A 19,969-nucleotide genomic window follows, 5' to 3' on the forward strand; every position below is an offset into this window, starting at 1 on the left:
ATGTTCTGATTAATTTATACTCTTAATTTAGCGTACTTCGTAATTAATGTCATAGAAAATGAAAGTTGAAATTTTTAATAAGCCTTATGATCCTTGGCAAGAGGCTAAGAAATACCAAGATGACTGCCTTGAGCCAGGTAAGCATGGCGCGATGACGCTATTTGTTGGCACGATGCGGGATTTGAATGAAGGTGATGCAGTAATTTCAATGACACTAGAGCATTACACTGAAATGACTCAAAAGCATCTCGAACAAATTACTGAAGATGCAAAAAATAAATTTGATATCATAGATGTGCTACTCATGCATCGGGTAGGGCAAGTATTTCCTAGTGACTCAATTGTATGTGTTGCGGTTTGGTCAGAACATCGAGCTGCTGCGTATGATGCCAACCGTTTTGTGATGGAAGATTTAAAAGCTAAAGCGCCTTTTTGGAAGAAAGAGGTTCTTGAAGACAAACAAAAAGAAAACGAACGTTGGGTTGAAAAAAATACACCTGTCTAAAATTTATTGAAGTCTAAATAATCACTTCAAATGGTAAAACTTGAACATTATCACCTTCATCCACACCTTCAGATTCCATTGCTAAAATAATAAAGCAATTTGCATCTGACATGGATCGTAAAATACCTGAGCCTTGTGCGCCTGTTTTAACGACTTCATATTGTGTTGGACTATTTTTACTTTGGCTGAGTATTCCGCGTTGGTATTCAACGCGACCAGGACGTTTTCTTAATTTTGTTTGACATGCTGCATTTACCATAAGAGGTGCTTGATAACGCATGCCAGCTAACTTTTTAAGTGCAGGCTGCACAAACATATAGAAGGTAACCATGACAGAAACTGGATTGCCAGGTAAGCCAAAGAACCAAGCGTTATTAATTTTGCCAAAGGCGAGGGGTCTACCAGGTTTCATGGCTACTTTCCAAAAGCTTACTTCGCCAATTTTCTCTAGAGTTTCTTTTACAAAGTCTGCATCACCAACCGACACTCCGCCTGAAGTAATGATGACATCTGCTTTATCAGCTGCATCTAGAAATGCTTGTTCAACTGATTCACGCTTATCTTCAATCACACCAAGATCAATAATTTCTACACCTAATCGTGTAAGCATTCCATGCAATGTATAGCGATTACTGTCATAAATTTGGCCAACTTCTAATTGACTGCCTACTGGGCGCAATTCATCTCCAGTTGAGAAAAACGCAACGCGAAACTTTTTAACAATACTAACTTCGCTAATGCCTACAGAGGCAAGTAAGCCTAGATCAGCGGGCGTGAGACTTTTGCCCTTGTTGAGAACTTGCCCGCCGACTGGAATATCTTCCCCCGCTTGACGAACGTTTTGTCCGGGTTGATTTGAATGATCTATACGAATGCTATCACCAACTTTTTCTATATGTTCTTGCATAACAACAGTATCGGTACCATTTGGCATGGCAGCACCTGTCATAATGCGAGCGCATTCGCCTTTAAGAACTTCACCTTTATAGGGGCGTCCAGCCCACGCGGTTCCAATATTAATTAAAGTGGTGGTGTCTTTTTTGGGTATATCAGATGAATGAATAGCATAGCCATCCATTGCTGAATTGGTGTGACCCGGTACGTTTATAGTTGAAGAAATATCCTCGGCTAGTGTGCGATTTAGTGCTTCGCGAATAGGAACTATTTCGGTCGCACTAAGTGAATTAATCTGATTAAGAATTTGTTGTAAGGCTCGGCCAGCATCCATAGAGGCAGGGTCAAAGTCATCCATGCAGTTAGGGTCATGTTTAATCGAATTAGATTTTAGATTATTTGTAGTCATAAATGATCTGGTTGCTTATCTGCTATATATTATAAGTATAATGCTCATATTATATGAACTCGAATTCTTAATAAGAATCTACCGTATCTCTGCTGACGATATATTCAGAATATTCGAAATATTTTAACGATTCTATTTTAATCCCACCTATGAATTATATATTTACGTCTATATTCCAGAATACTCCTAAAGTATTTGGCTATTTATTCTTGCTCACATTTTCTTTTGCTGTGAATGCCGAATGGCAGACGGAAGATGCAACCATTATGGGGACTACGATTCGCATTGAGGTGTGGCATGCAGATGCTAATGTACGCCAAAAAGGCATAGATAAAGTTCTAGAGGAAATGGAGCGCATTAATCGTTTGATGAGTCCTTATATTGAACAAAGCCAGTTATCGAAAATAAACAAACATGCACATGAAGGACCTGTTGAAGTCGATAGAGATTTATTTACGCTCATCGAAAAATCATTAGAAGTTTCGCAACTGACTAATGGAGCATTTGATATTACCTATGCAAGTGTTGGGCATTTATTCAATTATCGTAAAGAAATAAAGCCTACAGAAGAAGAGATTGCCGCTGCAAAATTGTTAATTGATTATAAAAATATTGTGCTCGATAAAACTCAATTGAGCGTATCTTTTTTAAAGCAAGGTGTAAAAATTGATTTGGGTGGAATAGCAAAAGGATTTGCGGTAGATCTATCGATTCAACATTTGCAGGATTTAGCTATTAAGCATGCATTGGTATCAGCGGGGGGTGACACACGCTTATTGGGTGATAGGCACGGTCGGGCTTGGTTGGTGGGTATACGTGATCCATCGAATACTGAAGAAGTCATTGTCATGCTGCCATTGCAAGATGAGGCGTTGTCTACATCAGGTGATTATGAGAGATTTTTCGTTGAGGACGGTAAAAAATATCATCATATAATTCATCCGATTACAGGGTATTCGGCAAGTGAAGTACGTAGTGCTTCGATACTAGCGAGTGATTCAACCACTACAGATGCGCTGTCTACCAGCATTTTTGTGATGGGTGCGAGTAAAGGTCTTGCGTTATTGAATAGTTTGGATGGAGTTGAAGGTGTAATCGTCGATCAGCAAGGCAAGCTTTACTACTCGAAAGGCCTGGAAAAAGAACAACAAATGGAAAAATCTCCGTAAATTCTAATCCTGATGTGAAGTGATTCACACTTAACATACCCTATAAATTTATTCTAATTCCGAACGGTAATTTTAATTGCCGCCTGTCTGTTTGTTTTTACCGCTAATGCTCTTGTGACGGTTCCGTTCATTTAACCAGAGAATAATCTGTCTCATATAGTTCTTTTAAATCAATTAGATAGGGCTATTACGTAAGTTTGGTTCTAATGGAAAATATTTAGATGTTAGCCACTGAATCTACGTGAGTTTTTACATTGAGAAGGATATTTATACGCTTTCGGAGTTGGTTATGAGAAGGAACTTTACACATATTTGGGTTGCAATGATTACCATGTGTTGTGCATTGGCTGTGCTATCAAGTTGTAAGACTGGATCATCAGATTCTGCAGATGGCTTTGGTACAATTAATTATCCAATGGTGTACGTGCAAAGAAATTTGGCCGCAGTTGGAGACCCTACTGATGGCGTCACATTCGCTGCCGGTGGCGACCTTATGTATAAAGATGCATCGACAGGTGCAATCACATCAATAAATATTACTTCAGGTTATACACAAGGCCAGGGTGATGTATCTGACCCTGCTACTAACTACGATGCTACAAAAGTTGTGTTCTCAATGCGTGGCCCAAATGATGAAACATTTAGCCTTTGGGAAATGGATGTTGCATCTCGACAATATTATCGTTTAATCGCGGATCCAGTAGTTGAGCAATTTGGCGATGATGTGGATCCAGCATACTTGCCAGATGGAAGAATTGTATTTTCATCTAACCGTCAAAAACGCATGCTGGAAATGCAAACAGAACAAAATATTCAGCAACATAAAACATTAGATGAGTATGAACGTGAAGAGGCTTTAAATCTTCATGTGTTGAATCTTGATACACAAGATATTACACAAATTTCGTTTAATCAAAGTCACGACCGTAATCCATCTGTATTAAAAGATGGTCGCATTATGTTTAGTCGTTGGGATCACTTGGCTAACCGCAATCACTTTCCTATCTTTACAGTAAATCCTGATGGCACCGATATGTTTGTACTGTATGGTGCATTTAGCCCTGGTAATTCATTCTTGCATCCGATGGAGCAACAGAATGGAAACATTCTTACAACTTTGATGCCTTTGTCAGGTACTGATGAAGGTGGTGCACTATTTACAATAAACGCAAATAATTATTCAGATGACTGCGAACCTGCACCAGGTATTGCTGCGGGTTGTAATGGTCAAAATAAACCTGATGGCCAAGTTAATTTTGCAGAAGTAACATTTGATGGCAGTTTTTCTCCAGGTGGGCGCTATGCCTCACCTGATCCATTATGGGATGGTACGGGTAGAGTGCTAGTGTCTCGTGCTCCTGCACCAAATCCATTACTCGGTATTCCTACAGAACCACACCCGTTCAATGGTGAAGACATAGATGTATTTGGGCCGTCAAATTATCGAATGTTTATGGTGGACTTTAACAATGATGCTCGACCTATAGAGACTATTGTCGCAAACGGAATGGCTCACCTGGACCCGGTAGCGCTATTTCCACGGGCATTGAGCGATGTCCCATTAATTAGACCAGATAAACCTGTTAATCCTGCCTTAGCTGTCGAGCCAAATGGTTTGGGTGGGCAAGGTATGGGTGTATTAGGAATACGTTCGGTTTATCACACTGATTTTCTAGACATCATGGGCGATCGCGTACTCGTTCCTGCATTAGGAGAGAGTATTCCTAAAATTGGTGGATCACCTGATTTGTTCACTATGAAGGACCCAAATAATGCGAGTTATTTAAATCGTCCTGGTTACTTTGCACGTGTAACGCGAGCACTACCCACACCGCCAGGAATATCTCGTAGTGCGATTGGACGTACTAATTTTGAAATGCAAGAAGTTGTAGGTTACGTGCCAGTGGAACCAGACGGTTCAATTTTAGCTAAGGTTCCTGCAGATTCTGCTTTAACAATTAGTGTGTTGGATCAAACAGGTCGTGCATTTCAAACGCATACCAACTGGTTGCAAGTTCGTCCAGGTGAAACTAGAACATGTAATGGATGTCATTCTCCAAGACGTGCCGAAAGTTCAATTAATATTGCGCCCATTGCAGGAAACCATGCGAATTCTCTAGGTGCGGAAACCATGGCTGAAACACGTGCGCGCTTAAACAATGAAGCTGCACCAAGTTTAAATGCAGATGCGGTGTTCACAGAATTTTGGTCAGCTAATCTCGAACAAGACTTTACTTTGTCGTTAGCCAGTTTAACCACACCTGTTCCAGATAACGGCCGAATCGATTACGTAACACACATTCAACCACTGTTTGAAAAAGATCGAGGTGCAGATACATGTACCAGTTGCCATAATAATAATTTATTGTTAAATCCTATTTCTGGTGGCTTAACACTTGAAGGCGGGTTATCAGGATTTGCAGGCCATATTATTTCTTACGATCAGTTAATGCGAGGTCCATTTAAAGTAGACGAAAATGGTATACCGCTTCCACCTTTTTTGAATAGCAACGGTCGAGTAGTATTTCCACGTGGTCCAGCATTGGTTCGAGTGGGAAGTTCCGCTAACAGTTCGCGTACCAGTCATTTGGTTGAAACGCTTTACAATACTAAATTAAGAGCGGGTGGTAGTTATGATCTTGGATTGACAGATCATTCTTCAATGATGTTAGCTGATGAGAAATGGCTGATTTCTACATGGGTAGACGTGGGTGCGCAATATACAAACGAACCTTATGAGCTCGTTGGTGGACAATATGTAGTTCGCGATGCAATTGTTTCTAGTAGAACGGTGAGTCGATCTGTGTTTAACGACACTATACATCCAATTTTGAAAAATGAATGTATGTCTTGTCATGCGCCAGAAGGATTTGATGCAGAGTCTTCTGAAGATCCGCAACAATTTGCAGATGAAAATAATGAAGAGCACGAGTTCAATAGATTTATATTAACTGGAAATCAGTCGGGTGATTTCAATGTTACACGCGCCATGATTAATGATCTTTGTAATCCTATGGACAATATTTTGCTGCTTCGTCCAACATCAGACAATGTGGCACCTAATTTGCCACATCCACAAATCTTGTCGGATATTAATGATGTAAACAGTGCCACTCGACCGGTTTTCCTAAACACTGGTCCAGGATCCTCTTACGACGCAATTTTGACCTGGCTTATGATAGGCGAAGCTAGTAATCCAACCTGTCTAAATTAGTAAATAAAACAGAGGTTTGTCGTGCAATCAATATTGCGACTGGTGCTACTAGTCGCAATAGCACCAATCATATTTTTACAAGGATGTGACAGTACATCCAACGAATCACTGCCTAACAGTGGTCAAAGCCTATGCATGGATCTTTATGAGATGTGTATAGAACCTATTGTTCATACTCCAACAAGAACAGGTCAATCATGCTCTATGGCTGGGTGTCATGTTCCACCTGTTGGTCAAGATGGTTTTTTTCTTTTTAATGGTATGCCAACTGTAGGCGCGGAACTGGTGAGTAATTTCAATCAAGTAGAAGCGAGAACGCTCAACAATGATTTGCTACTTACTAAAGCAACTAATACTGGAGGGGTGCACGGTGGCGGTCAGCAATTAAGGGTTGGTGATCTTTGCTACACCGCAATTCAAGAATGGAGTCAGATTAGTTTTAATGGTGGCGTATGTCCTCCTCTGCCTAGTGGCTGTCCTGTAGCAGGCGCAGTCACAATTTCCTGCGGGCCGTAACTTCAAATGTATTGTAGAAAAAAATTGATGTATCACCACGACCAATATCAAAAGATAACTCACTTATTTACGGTGATTTTATTCTTTATGCTTGTTTTTGCCCCTTTTTCTAATGCATTTGCTGAAAAAGAATTTCAACGCGTAAAAATTGTCGATCCTTATATTGAATTACACACAGGTCCAGGAAGAGGGTATCCAATTTTTCATGTGGTCAAACGTCATGATTGGATTGACATCATGAAGCGAAAAACGGATTGGTTTAAAGTCAGAAATGATCGCGGAGTAGAGGGTTGGGTAAGCCGCGCACAAATGGAACAAACTTTGACGGTTGCAGGTATTCCAAAATCATTCAGAGATGTTTTATACGATGATTATCTTCATCGTCGAATAGAGTTTGGGATATCAGCAGGTCAGTTTGACAATGATCCGATAGTGTCTGCACGACTTGCTTACAAATTTACTGAAAATATTGCTCTTGAATTTCAAGTTTCTAAAGTAGCAGGGAAACTAACCAGTTCAGATATTTACGCTGTTAATTTGGTTTCAACACCTTTCCCTGATTGGCGTCTCACGCCACATTTCACAATAGGGTATGGGCGTTTTGAAAACGAACCGAGAGGGGCATTGATTCAAGATACTGCAACCGAAGATGATTTAGCAAATTTTGGTTTGGGTGCTCGCTACTATTTAACAAAAAGATTTTTTATACGTACTGACTATCGTAAATATATCGTTCTCTCTGAAGATGATCGGAATGATGAATTTAGTGAATACAGTGCAGGTGTTTCATTTTTTTCTGATGCTTAACTCATAGGACATCGCATGAAAGTTAAATTAATTCTTATTCTACTTATTCTATTTATTTTGCTACCGGCACATGCAAAAGATGATGCACCTGAGCCTGAGTCATCTCAAGAGCAAGTGATTGAACCAGATATTTATCGTAGAGATATCAATGTGCCTCGAATAGATACAGAGAATTTTGAGATTACAGCCTATTACGGTGTATTAGACATAGAAGATTTTGGAACAGAGCCAAGTTATGGCTTACGAGCGGCTTATCACGTTACGGAAGACTTTTTTATTGAAGGTGCTGTAGGTGCTTCTGAGACTTCTGATGAGACGTTAGAAAATTTAACCACATTCAATATATTGCAAAGTGAAGATATCAATTACTACAACGTTTCCATTGGTTACAACATCTTCCCTGGTGAAATCTTTTTAGGGCGAAATTTCGCAATGACCAGTAGTTTTTACCTGATGTTTGGGGTGGGCAACGTTGAATTTAATGATGAAGATGAGTTTGCATATAACGTAGGTTTTGGAATGAAAGTATTGCCTACCGATTGGTTGTCATTGCGAGTTGATGTGCGTGACATTGTGTATGAAACCGATTTATTAGGAGATAACGAATTTACCAATAATTTTGAAATCACTGGAAATATTGGAGTGTTTTTCTAATGAGTCTGATTTACGGAATTACTGAATATTCAAGGAAGCGAAAAGCTATGAGAAAAAAACAGCTGATTAGTATTGCAGTGGTTACCTTGTTTGTTATGAGTTTCGTAAGTGTAGTTGCTGTTGCAAAGATCAAAGCAGATAACGCGCCAGATTTTGTTTTGAAAAGCGCATCTGGAAAAAATGTGCGTTTAAGTGAACATAAGGGGCGCATTGTTATGTTGAATTTTTGGGCCACTTGGTGTGGGCCTTGTGCTGAAGAAATTCCACATTTAAACAAACTTCATGAATCTCTTGATCCATATGATTTTGAATTGCTTGGTATTAATTTAGATGAAGATCAATCTAAAGCAATACATTTGGCAAATAAGTTAGATGTTAATTTTCCTGTCTTATTCGATACTGAAAAGGACGTTAGCAGAAGTTTTGATATTAAAGCGATGCCAACGACTATCATTATTGATCGTGCAGGAAAGATTAGACATGTCAATCGTGGTTTTAAGAAAGGCTATATTGAACGGTACCATCGACAAATTCAGGCACTAAGAAAAGAATAATGGATAAGAATTATATGAAAGGAGTTACGCATGTTTAAGAGATCAATAAGGATATTGTCTGCACTATTTATTGTTTCTGCAATGATCTCTATAAGTGCTTGTTCTTCATTCCGTTTACCTAGTCTACCTGATATCGAGCCTTGGGTGGCTCCTTATGAGCGTGAATATTTAGCAGATCCAATAATGAGTTTTAACAAAGATCCACTTTCTAATAAATATAGGCAGCATGTTTTCAATACACGTGAAGGTTCACGAGGCGCAGGTTATGCGCATGGCGGCGGCTGTGGTTGTAACTGATATATAGATAAAAGATAAAGCTAATGTACAAAATATATCTATTAATCATTCTTCTTTGTATTTTTGGTATCCAGAATGTTTGGGCAGAAGTATTGCCTGAAGAAAGGGCGGATATTGGTTATCACTATTATGATGGTGGTGGTGTAGAAGTGGACGGTGCCACGATGTTGGTACGTAAAAACTTTGCTGGTAAATATTCAATTTATGGTGGTTATCATCATGACAGCATTAGTGGTGCATCACCGGATGTATTAGCGGGTGCAAGTAAATACGAAGAAGATCGAGATGAGTATACGCTCGGTGGTACCTATTTACGTGACAATACACTTATGGATCTTTCATACACATACAGTGATGAAGATGATTACGAATCTAACATGGCTAGTTTTGATGTATCACATGAAGCATTTGGTGCTCTTACTAAGGTAAATATTGGTGTTTCTATTGGAAGCGATGATATTGAACGTACTGATTTACCTAGTTTCGAAGAGGACTTAGACCGTTATTCATTTCGAGCAGGACTTTCACAAGTCATCACAAAAACGTTCACTATGGCATTCGATTATGAAGCTACAGTAGAAGAAGGATTTTTAAATAATCCTTATCGTTTTGTTTTTGTTAATAGTGTTTCATTAGGCAGTGGCTCAGAAGAATATCCAGATACACGTACGGGGCAAGCCTATTCTTTAAAGGGTATTAAGTATTGGCAGCACCGTGCCTCTACATCTCTCGGCTATCGGTTTTATAGGGACACTTGGGATGTTCGCTCATCTACCGTAGACCTTAATTATTCACAATACATTGGAAATCAATGGGTTGTTGATGTTTATGGACGTTATTACACGCAAGATAAAGCGGATTTCTATAGTGACAATTTCAGCACCAGGTTGAGATACATGGCGAGAGATAAGGAGCTGAGTTCATTTGATAGTTTTGCATTGGGTGGACGTATTCGCTACGACTTATTTAAAGATTACAAATTTTTACGTGCAGCTTCACTAAACCTCGCAGTTGAGTATTTGGATTATGACTATGACGATTACTCGGGGATTGAATCAGTTGCAGATGTAGGAAGTTTGGGAAGTGGATATACGTTTGATGCAACAACAATTCAATTCTACTTTTCAGCATGGTATTGATTAAGTTTGTGGAGAAAACTTATGTATAAGAAATTTATTTTATTTGTTATTTGTATTTTGCTTGCCTATGTTTGTAGTGTCACGGCAGACATTGGAAAATTGGATGCAAGTGAAGATAAAGATTTTCAAGGTTTAGACGAAGATATTCAAGTTTTAAAAGAAGAAGTGCTTGAATTAAATCGTGATCTTTATATCTTAGAAGAAGAACTACTTTATCCCTCTAGCACACAAGTAGCCGTATATGTTTCAGTTGATGTGGGTGATTTCTTTGATTTAGATTCAGTGCAAGTCACGCTTAACGAAAAAATAGTTGCAAATTATTTATATACTGAACGTGAGGTAGATGCTTTATTGCGTGGAGGCGTGCATCAAATTTATATTGGTAATCTTCCATCAGGCGAACACGAGCTGGTGGCTTATTTTGTTGGGAAAGGGCCAAAAGGTAGAGATTTCAAACGAGGAGCCAATCGGATCATTGATAAAGGTTTGGGTGCAAAATATTTAGAGTTAAAAATTACAGATCGTACGCCTAAACATCAGCCGGACTTTGTGGTTAAAGAGTGGGAATAAGTTTTTAGATGTTTCTATCTAGGCTAACAATATTGCGTATTTTTAAAGTCAAGGTTCACTTGACTTTTTGCCTATGTATGCTGTTACTATTTTCTGGTGTGTCGGCTGCAAATATAGAACAACCCAATGTTATTAAGGACCTTCATTATGGTGAAGTTTTATTCCATTTCTATCAAGAAGATTATTTCACTTCAATTGTTCATTTATTAGCAGCTCGTGATTTAGATAGAACTTCACATCATGTGCCTGACGATGAATTATTGCTTGGTGGTATAGATCTCTCGTACGGTTTACACAAAGAAGCTTCAAGAATATTCGATAAATTATTACAAGGGAATGTGCGTGAAGCCATAAAGAATCGCGCATATTACTACTTAGCTAAAATTTATTATCAACGTGGTTATATTGATGAGTCGGCAGACTTTTTGAACAATGTTAGCGGACCAGTTCAAGAAAGTGTCTTTGGTGAATTAAAATTACTAACTGGCCAGGTGTATATGGCACAGGGTAAATATGATGCAGCAATTTCTAGTTTAGATACATGGAAAGCTCCAAAAGGCTATAAGAACTATGCAAACTATAATCTCGGTATTGCTTATTCAAAACGTGGCAATGTAGATAAAGGTATCGAGCATCTTAAAAAAGTAGGTAAGCTTAAAGCCAAAACAGAGGATATGCGCACGCTTAGAGACCGTGCAAATTTAGCATCGGGTTTAACCTTAATACAAAATGATCGTCCTGCAGAGGCAATCAAATATCTTGAAAAAGTACGTTTAGAAGGCCTCTATTCTAATTTAGCGTTGCTTGGAATTGGTTGGGCAAATACAAATGCTGAAAAACACAATGCGGCATTGGCGCCTTTGCAAGAGTTACGCAATCGCAGTGCTTATCATTCGGAAGTGCAAGAGGGCGTGTTAGCGCTTGCCCATGCTTATAATGAGATGGGTCTTCATGGGAGAGCTGTGCAAGCTTATGAACAAGCAGCAGATATTTATTTAGAAGAAGCAAAAGAACTTTCATTTTCTGCAAATGAGATTGAACGAGGGGTGTTGGTAGATGCTTTATTAGATCGTACTAAAGGTGGCCCGCAAATGGGGTGGTTTTGGACGCTCAGAGATTTGCCAGAATTGCCAGAAGTTAAGTACTTTACTGAACTCCTAGCTGAGCATGAATTTCATGAAGCATTGAAGAATTTCCGTGACTTACTATTTCTAAAGAAAAACTTAACACATTGGGATGAAAATATATCTATATATCTAACGATGTTGGATACGCGTAAAGCCCGTTATCAAAAATATTTGCCTCTAGTTCAGCAAAGATTAAGTGGTTTAGATCTAAGTAAACTTCAGACACAGCAAGACAGCATATCTTTCGTGCTAAATGAAATAGAAAATGATAATGCATTTATTCAACTTGCCACCGCAGAAGAAAAGAGAAAAATCGCGAGCATAGATGCATTAGAGCAACGCTTGGAATTACTAAAACTACAAGAGCCAGACAATAATAAAATTGCGCAAATGAGTGAAAAAATTGTTCTTATGCGCGGCATAATGAAATGGCAAATTCATAGTGCTTATATCGAGCGAACTTGGAATCATAAAAAAGAAATATCTGAAATAGAAAAACATTTATCTATCACACCAGAGAAAAGTATTTCTATTAAAAAAGCTATAACAGAAAGTGTTGAAAAATTTGATGAGTTTGAAATACGTATTCTGGCATTACATAAAGAGATTAAAAGATTAATCCCAATTGCAAATCGCGTATTTGAAGAACAATCACGTTACCTTGAGCATGTTGCGATTAAAGAGCTTAAGCAACGCGAAAACATTCTTGTTGGTTATGAAAAGCACGCACGTTATGAGCTCGCAACAGCTTACGATGCGGCTGCATCTTCTACGATTCCGGGTGTAAATGAACCTAACTCAAAAGATGCTAAACCTAAAAAATCAAAGAAATGGTGGAAGCTATGGTAAAGCATTCGCTAAATATAATTTTGATGATTGTAATTTCGGCGACGTTGATGGCATGTGGAAGTTTTGGCGGCGGCGGGAAAGGAGACAAGATAGGCAGTCTCAATAAAAAGCGTGTCAAAGTTAATGAAGACGTGCCCGTTAAAAGTAGTCGTACTAAAGCAATCAAACAATACAGAAAGCTTGTAAAAGAAGATCCTCAGAATGTTCATCCTGAAGTTTTACGTAGATTGGGTGATTTGCGTATGGAAGAAACAGAAGATGAAATGGCTGAGAATATTCAAGTTCCAGACAAAAGTACCTATGCTGAAACCATAAAGCTATATGAAGATGTGTTAGCAAAGCATTCAGCATACCCAAATAGAGACCGTGTTCTCTATCAGCTTTCTAGAGCATACGAATTAACAGGTCAGCATGAAAAAGCTTTAAAGGCTTTAGATCAGCTCGTCTATGAATACCCAAATTCAAATTATTATGGTGAAACACAATTTAGAAGGGCTGAAATATTGTTTGTCGAAAAGCAATACGCACAAGCTGAAGATGCATACGAGTCAGTAATCAAACAAGGTTCTGAAGGCCGTTTTTATATCCATTCTCTATACAAGCATGGTTGGTCGCACTTCAAACAAGTGGACTATGATTATGGAATCCCATCTTTTAATACTGTGCTTGATAGCTTATTGGTGACAGGCGTAGAAGAAGAGCAAATTGCACAATTACCTCAGCCTGATCAAGAATTGTTAGATGATACTTTGCGAGCCATTAGTTTAAGTTTTGCTTATCTAGGTGGACCCGAAGAGTTATCAAAATTCTATGCTGAATCAGGAAGGCAGACGTATGAAATATTAGTGTATGAAAGACTAGGCAAGCAATATCTAGATAAGAGACGTTGGAGTGATGCAGCCAATACTTATCGACAATATGTGGAAACACACCAATTTAGCTCTAAGGCGCCACACTTTCAGATTAAGTCTATAGAAGCTTATAAGAAGGGTGAGTTTCCATCTGAAGTCTTACGGGCGAAAAAACAATTCGTTGTGGATTACAATCTGAAATCAGAATATTGGGCGCATAATGATGTTAATAAGTCAGATGACATTGTGTCCTTTCTTAAGGCAAACATTACTGATCTTGCAAAACATTATCATTCCATCGCTCAAAAAGAGCGTAAAAAGCCTAAGGAATATTATGATGAAGCAGCAACGTGGTATAGCGCTTATTTAGAATCTTTCCCTGAAGATGAAAAAGCGTCTGAGATGAACTTCCATCTTGCTGAAGTGCATTATGAAACTAAACGCTATGCCAATGCTGTGCGAGAGTACGAAAAAACAGCTTATGGATATAAAAAACATCCAAAATCAGCAGAGTCTGGTTATGCTGCCATCATTGCTTATAACGAATGGTTGAAGCTAGAAAAACAAGCAGCTCAACAATCGTTAATTAAAAATCAATTAATCGACAGTAGCTTTAAGTTCACTGAAAACTTCCCAGAACATCCTGAAGTTGCCAAAGTTATGACCGTTACTGCAGAAGAGCTCTATGCACGTAAAGATTATGTACGTGCAACGAAAGCTTCTGACATTATTATTGTCGATCATTCTAACGCAGACAAAAAGTTAGTGTTATCTGCTTGGACAGTAAAAGCGAACTCAGCTTTTGATACTGCCCAATATAGTACTTCTGAAAAAGCTTATATAGAGGCTTTAAATCGAGCCCAAGCGAATGAAGAGTTACGCGATCCTCTTAAAGATAGATTAGCTGCATCGGTATACAAACAAGGTGAAGCGAGCAAGAAAGAAGGCGATCTAGAAGCTGCAGTATCACACTATCTCAGAGTTGGTCGAGTTGTTCCAGATGCAGAAATTCGTGCTACCGCACAATATGATGCGTCAGCTGCATTATTAGAGTTGGAGGATTGGAGCCGAGCTTCTAGTACATTAGAAGATTTCCGCCAACGTTACCCAAGCAATGAATTGCAAGGTGATGTCACACAAAAACTAGCAGTTTCATACGATAAAGGTGGTCAACATATAAAGGCTGCGAAAGAGTATGAGGTAATTGGGGCTAACTCAAATAATCCTACGTTAAAACGCGAAGCACACTTACAGGCTGCAGATTTATATGGCAAAGGCGGTGATTTTTACGGTGCAGAGCAAAGTTTAATGGCTTATGTAAAAGAACATCCAAAGCCTACAGAACCTGCAATGGAAGCCATGCAAAAACTCGTAGATATGTATACCGAGCGAAAATATATTGATGATAAATTGAGTTGGCAACAGAAAATTATAGACGCAGATGCTCGTGCTGGATCTGAACGTAATGACCGTACAAAGTTTTTAGCGGCTAATGCTACGTTGGATCTTGCCAAGCCAGAATTTGAAGCATTTAGTCAAATATTTTTACTTCACCCTTTAAAGAAAAATTTAAAACTTAAAAAGAAGCAAATGCAAGTTGCATTGGATGCATATGAAGCTGCGAGTAATTATAAAGTTCAACAGGTAACTACAGCAGCAACCTATTGGTCAGCAAAAATTTATCAGGATTTTGCAGTTGCAATGATGGAATCTGATCGTCCTTCAGGCCTGTCCGCTGAAGAATATGATCAATATGAAATTTTATTAGAAGAACAAGCTTATCCATTTGAGGAACAAGCGATAGAAATTTACGAATTAAATGCTTCGCGCATTTCAAACGATGTCTATGATGAATGGGTTAAAAAGAGTTTAGCTGAACTTGCAGTACTTTCACCTGCTCAATATGTAAAAGCTGAAAGGAGTGAAGATCTTGTTCAGAACATATACTAAGTTTTCAATGACCAATATTGTAGTTGTTGCGTTAGTTGTAATGCTTGCAAGTTGTGCGAATATACCAAGTCTTAAAAAACCCACAACGACGTCAAAAGCTACAGTAAAAACTGAAAAAACGGCCAGTAAATCTGCCGGTAAAATATTAGCGCAACCTAATTTTAGAATTAGCAAAAAAACAGCTAGTGCATATAACGAAGCATTAAAGCACATGCGTTCAAAAAATTACGACACTGCAATTTCAGAAATGCAAAAAGTTGCGAAAATGGACCCGCGTATCTCTGGTCCATGGGTAAATATTGGTGTCGCACATAAAGAGCTTGGAGACAAAGAAAAAGCTAGATCAGCTTTTGAAAAAGCCTTAAGTGTAAACTCTAAAAACCCATATGCTTTAAATCAGTTAGCTATTCTAAAGCGTGAAGACGGTAATTTTGAAGTTGCTGAGAAACTATATTTACAGGCTTTGTCCGCGTATCCGGATTATAAAAACGCTCATCTGAATCTAGCTATTTTATGTGATGTCTATTTAAGGAAAATAGACTGCGCGCTGGGCCATTATCAAGAATATTTGAGTCTTTCGGGTGGGCAAGATAAGCAGGTTATCGCTTGGATGTCGCAGCTGAAGAAGCAAGGTAGCTAATCGCTATATAAGGCAATAGATAATGCAACAATATATGAAAGAACATTAATGCTCATTATTCTGCTTATTCCTTGCTATTCAGTATCGGCTGAAGGCGAAGCACCGGGTGTGACACAAGAACTAGAAGGTATTGACGTTATTGGAAATCGTGAGCTGCCAAAGGCATTGGTGATTGTTCCTTGGAAAGCACCAGAACCTGGTGATTTAGATGGGTCGCCGCTACAAAGTTTAATTGATGAAGTGCTTGGCCCTGTCGATAAGGACGTGCACAAAAGAAAAGTAAGTTATTACGAACAGTATTATTGATTTTGGTTTTATCCTATTTTTTAACATTGAGTTAAAAGCTGGGTTTTTATTAAAGCGTGTAACGCTAAGGAGCAAAAAATGGAAGAGAACGGGTCAGAAATCATCACAACAGATGGTTCAGAGACTGTACTTATGGACGGAGCTGAAATGCTGGTAATTCCAGAAGTGCACGATCCGAGCATGTATGAAACTGTAGTTACATTTTTTCAATCTGGTGGGCCATTCATGGTCCCAATTGCAATAATTCTTGCTATTGGTATTGCGATTGCAGTTGAAAGATATTTGTATCTTTCAGCTTCACGTGCACGCAATACACTTGCGTGGAACAAATTGCAATCTGCTTTAGCATCTGGAAATTTGTCACAAGCAATGGGTTTTGCTGAAAAATCTAAAGCTGCAGTGAGTCGAATCATTCATTATGGTTTTCTACGCGCGAAAACATCACGTCGTCGTGATGATGTAGAAATTGCTATGGAAGAAGGTTTGATGGAAGTGTTGCCTAAGCTTGAGAAGCGCACGCATTACCTTGCGACGTTTGCAAATATTGCAACACTGCTTGGGTTGCTAGGAACTATTATTGGTTTGATTGGTGCATTCACTTCGATTGCAGAAGCAAATCCAGCAGATAAGGCAGATATTTTGTCTGCGAACATTTCAGTTGCAATGAACACAACTGCATTTGGTTTGATGGTGGGTATACCGCTATTGCTTATCCATGCGTGGCTATCAACAAAAACAACTGAAATTGTAGACAGTCTTGAAATGGCTTCTGTAAAAGTTCTGAACTTCGTAACTGATCGTAAACCTGAAGCAGCGTAATTAAGTAACCTAGGGTAGTAAAATGCTTAACAAAAGACGTTTACGTAGGCGCGTTAATAAAAATGACGCGGAGCTTAGTGTTACACCATTTATGAATTTGATGGTGATCCTAGTTCCTTTCCTGCTCATTATGTTGGTGTTCGCTAAGATTACAGTTTTAGAATTGCATTTACCTGCGGCGTCAAATCAGTCGAAACCTGATGAAAAACGTCTCGTGTTAGAAGTGATTGTTAAAGAAGACCGTTTGATCGTACAAGATAAGAATGGCAACTTCCGACGCTATCAAATTGATAAAACAGAAGAAGGCTACGATGTGCTTACGCTATCGGAAACTTTGCAAGCCGTTAAGTATAAATATCCTGATAATGTTGCTGCCTCAATTTTACTTGAGCCAGATATAGGCTACGACAGCTTAGTGCTAGTAATGGATGCTGTTCGCGCTATCGATCTAGAAGACGAAAAAGGTAGTTTCACTCGTTCAGAACTATTTCCTGAAATTTCATTGGGCGATGCTCCTCTCTCATAAAATTTTGGGAATGATAAGGCTAAATAATAGGAAAGATTGTGAATGACCGAAGAATAAAACGAATGGAACGCCAGCATGGGCGTAACAAGCAGCCACCCTTTAATGTGGTGTCTCTAATGGATATTTTTACGATCTTGGTATTCTTTTTATTGGTGAATACAAATGAGATTACGCCGCTACCTAATCCTAAAGGCATCGAAATGCCAGAATCTATTTCAGAAGTATCACCGCAAGAATCAGTAGTGGTGATGCTCAGTAGTGAAGCGGTTCGACTTCAAGGTGAAGATGTAATCACTATCGAAGAAGTCATGAAAGAAGATTCTGTTGAAGTTTCATTGTTTGTTGAAAAGCTAAAACAGTTAGCTAATGAAGTTGAGCCTGAATCTGAAGAAGATCCAGAACGTGAAGTAACCATCATGGGTGATAAAGAAGTCCCCTATAAGGTGTTGGATCGTGTAATGCGTCTATGTGCGACCTATGCAGGGTTTTCTAAAATATCACTTTCTGTCATACAAAAAGAAACACAAATAGAGCCCCAAATAGAGTCTTAATTATGGCTGCCACAATAACAAATTCATATTTTCCACACGATTTACCCTGGACGCTCCAGCGTGAGCAACAGGCGCGTTACAATAAGTTATTACGTTGGTCTGTAACGGGAATTATTTTCTTCGCATTCTTGTTAGCTTTTTTACCATTGCCTGAACCTGAAGAAATAGAGAAGCCAGAACCAGAACGTTTAGTAAAACTAATCCCTAAAGTGGAAGTGCCGCCACCTCCAGTACCAAAAGTGGTGCCGGTAGAAAAGAAAGTTAAGCCAAAACCGAAGCCGAAACAGGTTAAGCCTAAGCCGCAACCCAAGAAAGAACCCATTAAGACCGCTGCAAAACCTAAAAAAGCACCGGTACCTACTAAGTCTGCTAAAGAAGTTGCAGCAAGCTCAGGTTTGCTGGCAATGAAAGACGAATTGTCCGATATAAAAAACACTTCTTCATCTGCTGCTTTAGGTGAACGTTCATTAAACAAAAGTGGTACAGCAGGGAAAGCTACACAACGCGCATTAGTAACCAAAAACTATGGCAAAGCCAGTGGTGGGATTAACACTGCGGCATTAAGCACAAGTACAGGCGGTAATGGCCTCGGTGGTCGTTCAGCTGGAAAAGTGGGTGGTGTTGATGGCCTTGGTGGAGGTGGGGGAACCGGTTCTGGTAATGGAGATGGTACCGGTTACGGTAAAACACGTGATTTAGAAAAAATTCAGATTATGTTTGATCGTAATAAGAGTAGTTTATTTACACTTTACAATCGTCAGTTGCGTAAAGATGCATCTTTACAAGGTAAAGTAGTACTGAATATTACGATTGCGCCATCGGGTAAAGTAACCGGCGTAAGTATTGTTTCAAGTCAGTTAGGTGAACCAACACTTGAAAGCAAAATACTGCAGCGTGTAAAACTGATTAATTTTGGGGCAGAAGATGTTCCATCGTTCACATTCAATTATCCAATTGATTTCTATCCTGTATAAACGTGTATGGCCAGCAATTTCTTTGCTGGTCGTTTATGTTCTATTAATCTCTCAGTCCTTTGCCCGTCAACCGGATTGGGTGCTAAGCGGTACTTTCATTAATGCTGAAAACACTCATGCGATGTTTGTTGATAATAAAGGCGATGAACTTTTATTAGAACTAGGAGATGATATACAAGGATGTGATCTGGTAGATGTTTGGCAGGATTCAGCGAAGCTTAACTGTGGTGGTGGACTATATACATTGCACTTGCGCAGCAGCGTTGGTGACATTCTTATGCAAGCTGAGTATGAGAAGTCGCTAGAAAAAAGAGAAACCATTGTTTTATCAAAAGCCGAGGTAGTTGACTACGTAAACGAGAAACAAAAACTGGTATCTGAAATCAGTTTTTTGCCATTAATTGAAGATGAACAAGTAGTTGGTTTTACGCTTTCAAAAATACAGCCAGATACTAAAGCCGCTTCACTGGGTTTGTATAATGGTGATGTCATCAAAGCAGTAAATGATGTATCAGCATCGGACCCTGAATTTTTACAAACTGTTGAAGAATTGTCAGAAGTACCAGAAGTCACTATCCAGATAGATCGTAACGGCCAATTGATGGCCTATACATATATACTAGAATAAAAATTAGCATTTATAATAAC

Annotated in this window: 20 protein-coding genes; 19 read left to right on the forward strand and 1 reads right to left on the reverse strand. The window is 38.9% G+C overall.

Features of this window, described 5'->3' with window-relative positions; genetic code table 11:
- Positions 1 to 58: 58 nt before the first annotated feature.
- Positions 59 to 505 (forward strand): molybdenum cofactor biosynthesis protein MoaE, encoded by a 447-nt coding sequence (locus tag GKR92_02640; protein QMU60652.1) that lies wholly within the window; start codon positions 59 to 61, stop codon positions 503 to 505.
- Positions 506 to 518: 13 nt separating this feature from the next.
- Here the strand turns inward: GKR92_02640 and GKR92_02645 are convergent, their stop codons facing one another.
- The gene (locus GKR92_02645; GenBank protein ID QMU62693.1) at positions 519 to 1,757 is read right to left on the reverse strand and encodes a molybdopterin molybdenumtransferase MoeA; all 1,239 of its coding nucleotides are present in this window, start codon (positions 1,755 to 1,757) and stop codon (positions 519 to 521) included.
- 200 nt (positions 1,758 to 1,957) lie between these two features.
- Between GKR92_02645 and GKR92_02650 the strand changes: the two genes are divergently transcribed.
- The 18 genes from GKR92_02650 (at position 1,958) to GKR92_02735 (ending at position 19,949) form a co-directional block, all read left to right on the forward strand.
- Entirely contained in the window at positions 1,958 to 2,977 is a 1,020-nt protein-coding gene (locus GKR92_02650; protein ID QMU60653.1) for an FAD:protein FMN transferase, read from the forward strand.
- Positions 2,978 to 3,266: 289 nt separating this feature from the next.
- Complete coding sequence (locus GKR92_02655; protein ID QMU60654.1) at positions 3,267 to 6,191, forward strand: hypothetical protein; 2,925 nt, start codon at positions 3,267 to 3,269, stop codon at positions 6,189 to 6,191.
- Positions 6,192 to 6,212: 21 nt separating this feature from the next.
- A complete protein-coding gene (locus tag GKR92_02660) occupies positions 6,213 to 6,707 on the forward strand; it encodes a hypothetical protein (GenBank protein QMU60655.1) in 495 nt (164 codons plus the stop codon).
- Positions 6,708 to 6,713: 6 nt separating this feature from the next.
- Positions 6,714 to 7,514: an outer membrane beta-barrel protein gene (locus tag GKR92_02665; GenBank protein ID QMU60656.1), complete on the forward strand. Its 801-nt coding sequence runs from the start codon at positions 6,714 to 6,716 to the stop codon at positions 7,512 to 7,514.
- Between the two features lie 15 nt (positions 7,515 to 7,529).
- On the forward strand, positions 7,530 to 8,168 hold the full coding sequence (locus GKR92_02670; protein QMU60657.1) for an outer membrane beta-barrel domain-containing protein: 639 nt from the start codon (positions 7,530 to 7,532) through the stop codon (positions 8,166 to 8,168).
- Entirely contained in the window at positions 8,168 to 8,722 is a 555-nt protein-coding gene (locus tag GKR92_02675) for a redoxin domain-containing protein (GenBank protein ID QMU60658.1), read from the forward strand. The genes GKR92_02670 and GKR92_02675 overlap by 1 nt, the downstream gene beginning before the upstream one ends.
- An 81-nt stretch (positions 8,723 to 8,803) precedes the next feature.
- Positions 8,804 to 9,019, forward strand: a complete 216-nt coding sequence (locus GKR92_02680) for a DUF4266 domain-containing protein (protein ID QMU62694.1) — start codon at positions 8,804 to 8,806, stop codon at positions 9,017 to 9,019.
- 23 nt (positions 9,020 to 9,042) lie between these two features.
- Positions 9,043 to 10,158: a DUF3570 domain-containing protein gene (locus tag GKR92_02685; protein QMU60659.1), complete on the forward strand. Its 1,116-nt coding sequence runs from the start codon at positions 9,043 to 9,045 to the stop codon at positions 10,156 to 10,158.
- A gap of 90 nt (positions 10,159 to 10,248) precedes the next feature.
- Positions 10,249 to 10,728 carry an AraC family transcriptional regulator gene (locus GKR92_02690; protein ID QMU62695.1) on the forward strand — a complete coding sequence of 160 codons (480 nt, stop codon included), beginning with the start codon at positions 10,249 to 10,251 and terminating at the stop codon, positions 10,726 to 10,728.
- Positions 10,729 to 10,736: 8 nt separating this feature from the next.
- Positions 10,737 to 12,704 (forward strand): hypothetical protein, encoded by a 1,968-nt coding sequence (locus GKR92_02695; GenBank protein ID QMU60660.1) that lies wholly within the window; start codon positions 10,737 to 10,739, stop codon positions 12,702 to 12,704.
- Positions 12,686 to 15,505 carry a tetratricopeptide repeat protein gene (locus tag GKR92_02700; GenBank protein ID QMU60661.1) on the forward strand — a complete coding sequence of 940 codons (2,820 nt, stop codon included), beginning with the start codon at positions 12,686 to 12,688 and terminating at the stop codon, positions 15,503 to 15,505. Before GKR92_02695 ends, GKR92_02700 begins: the two co-directional genes overlap by 19 nt.
- The gene (locus GKR92_02705) at positions 15,486 to 16,145 is read left to right on the forward strand and encodes a tetratricopeptide repeat protein (GenBank protein ID QMU60662.1); all 660 of its coding nucleotides are present in this window, start codon (positions 15,486 to 15,488) and stop codon (positions 16,143 to 16,145) included. The genes GKR92_02700 and GKR92_02705 overlap by 20 nt, the downstream gene beginning before the upstream one ends.
- 48 nt (positions 16,146 to 16,193) lie before the next feature.
- On the forward strand, positions 16,194 to 16,451 hold the full coding sequence (locus GKR92_02710; GenBank protein ID QMU60663.1) for a hypothetical protein: 258 nt from the start codon (positions 16,194 to 16,196) through the stop codon (positions 16,449 to 16,451).
- 180 nt (positions 16,452 to 16,631) lie between these two features.
- Complete coding sequence (locus GKR92_02715) at positions 16,632 to 17,270, forward strand: MotA/TolQ/ExbB proton channel family protein (GenBank protein ID QMU62696.1); 639 nt, start codon at positions 16,632 to 16,634, stop codon at positions 17,268 to 17,270.
- 22 nt (positions 17,271 to 17,292) lie between these two features.
- Positions 17,293 to 17,796 (forward strand): biopolymer transporter ExbD, encoded by a 504-nt coding sequence (locus GKR92_02720; protein ID QMU60664.1) that lies wholly within the window; start codon positions 17,293 to 17,295, stop codon positions 17,794 to 17,796.
- A gap of 38 nt (positions 17,797 to 17,834) precedes the next feature.
- The gene (locus tag GKR92_02725; protein ID QMU60665.1) at positions 17,835 to 18,347 is read left to right on the forward strand and encodes a biopolymer transporter ExbD; all 513 of its coding nucleotides are present in this window, start codon (positions 17,835 to 17,837) and stop codon (positions 18,345 to 18,347) included.
- A gap of 2 nt (positions 18,348 to 18,349) precedes the next feature.
- Positions 18,350 to 19,321 (forward strand): TonB family protein, encoded by a 972-nt coding sequence (locus GKR92_02730; protein QMU60666.1) that lies wholly within the window; start codon positions 18,350 to 18,352, stop codon positions 19,319 to 19,321.
- Positions 19,302 to 19,949 carry a hypothetical protein gene (locus tag GKR92_02735; GenBank protein QMU60667.1) on the forward strand — a complete coding sequence of 216 codons (648 nt, stop codon included), beginning with the start codon at positions 19,302 to 19,304 and terminating at the stop codon, positions 19,947 to 19,949. The genes GKR92_02730 and GKR92_02735 overlap by 20 nt, the downstream gene beginning before the upstream one ends.
- Positions 19,950 to 19,969 lie beyond the last annotated feature (20 nt).

It is taken from the genome of Gammaproteobacteria bacterium (assembly GCA_014075255.1).
GTDB lineage: Bacteria > Pseudomonadota > Gammaproteobacteria > UBA4575 > UBA4575 > JABDMD01.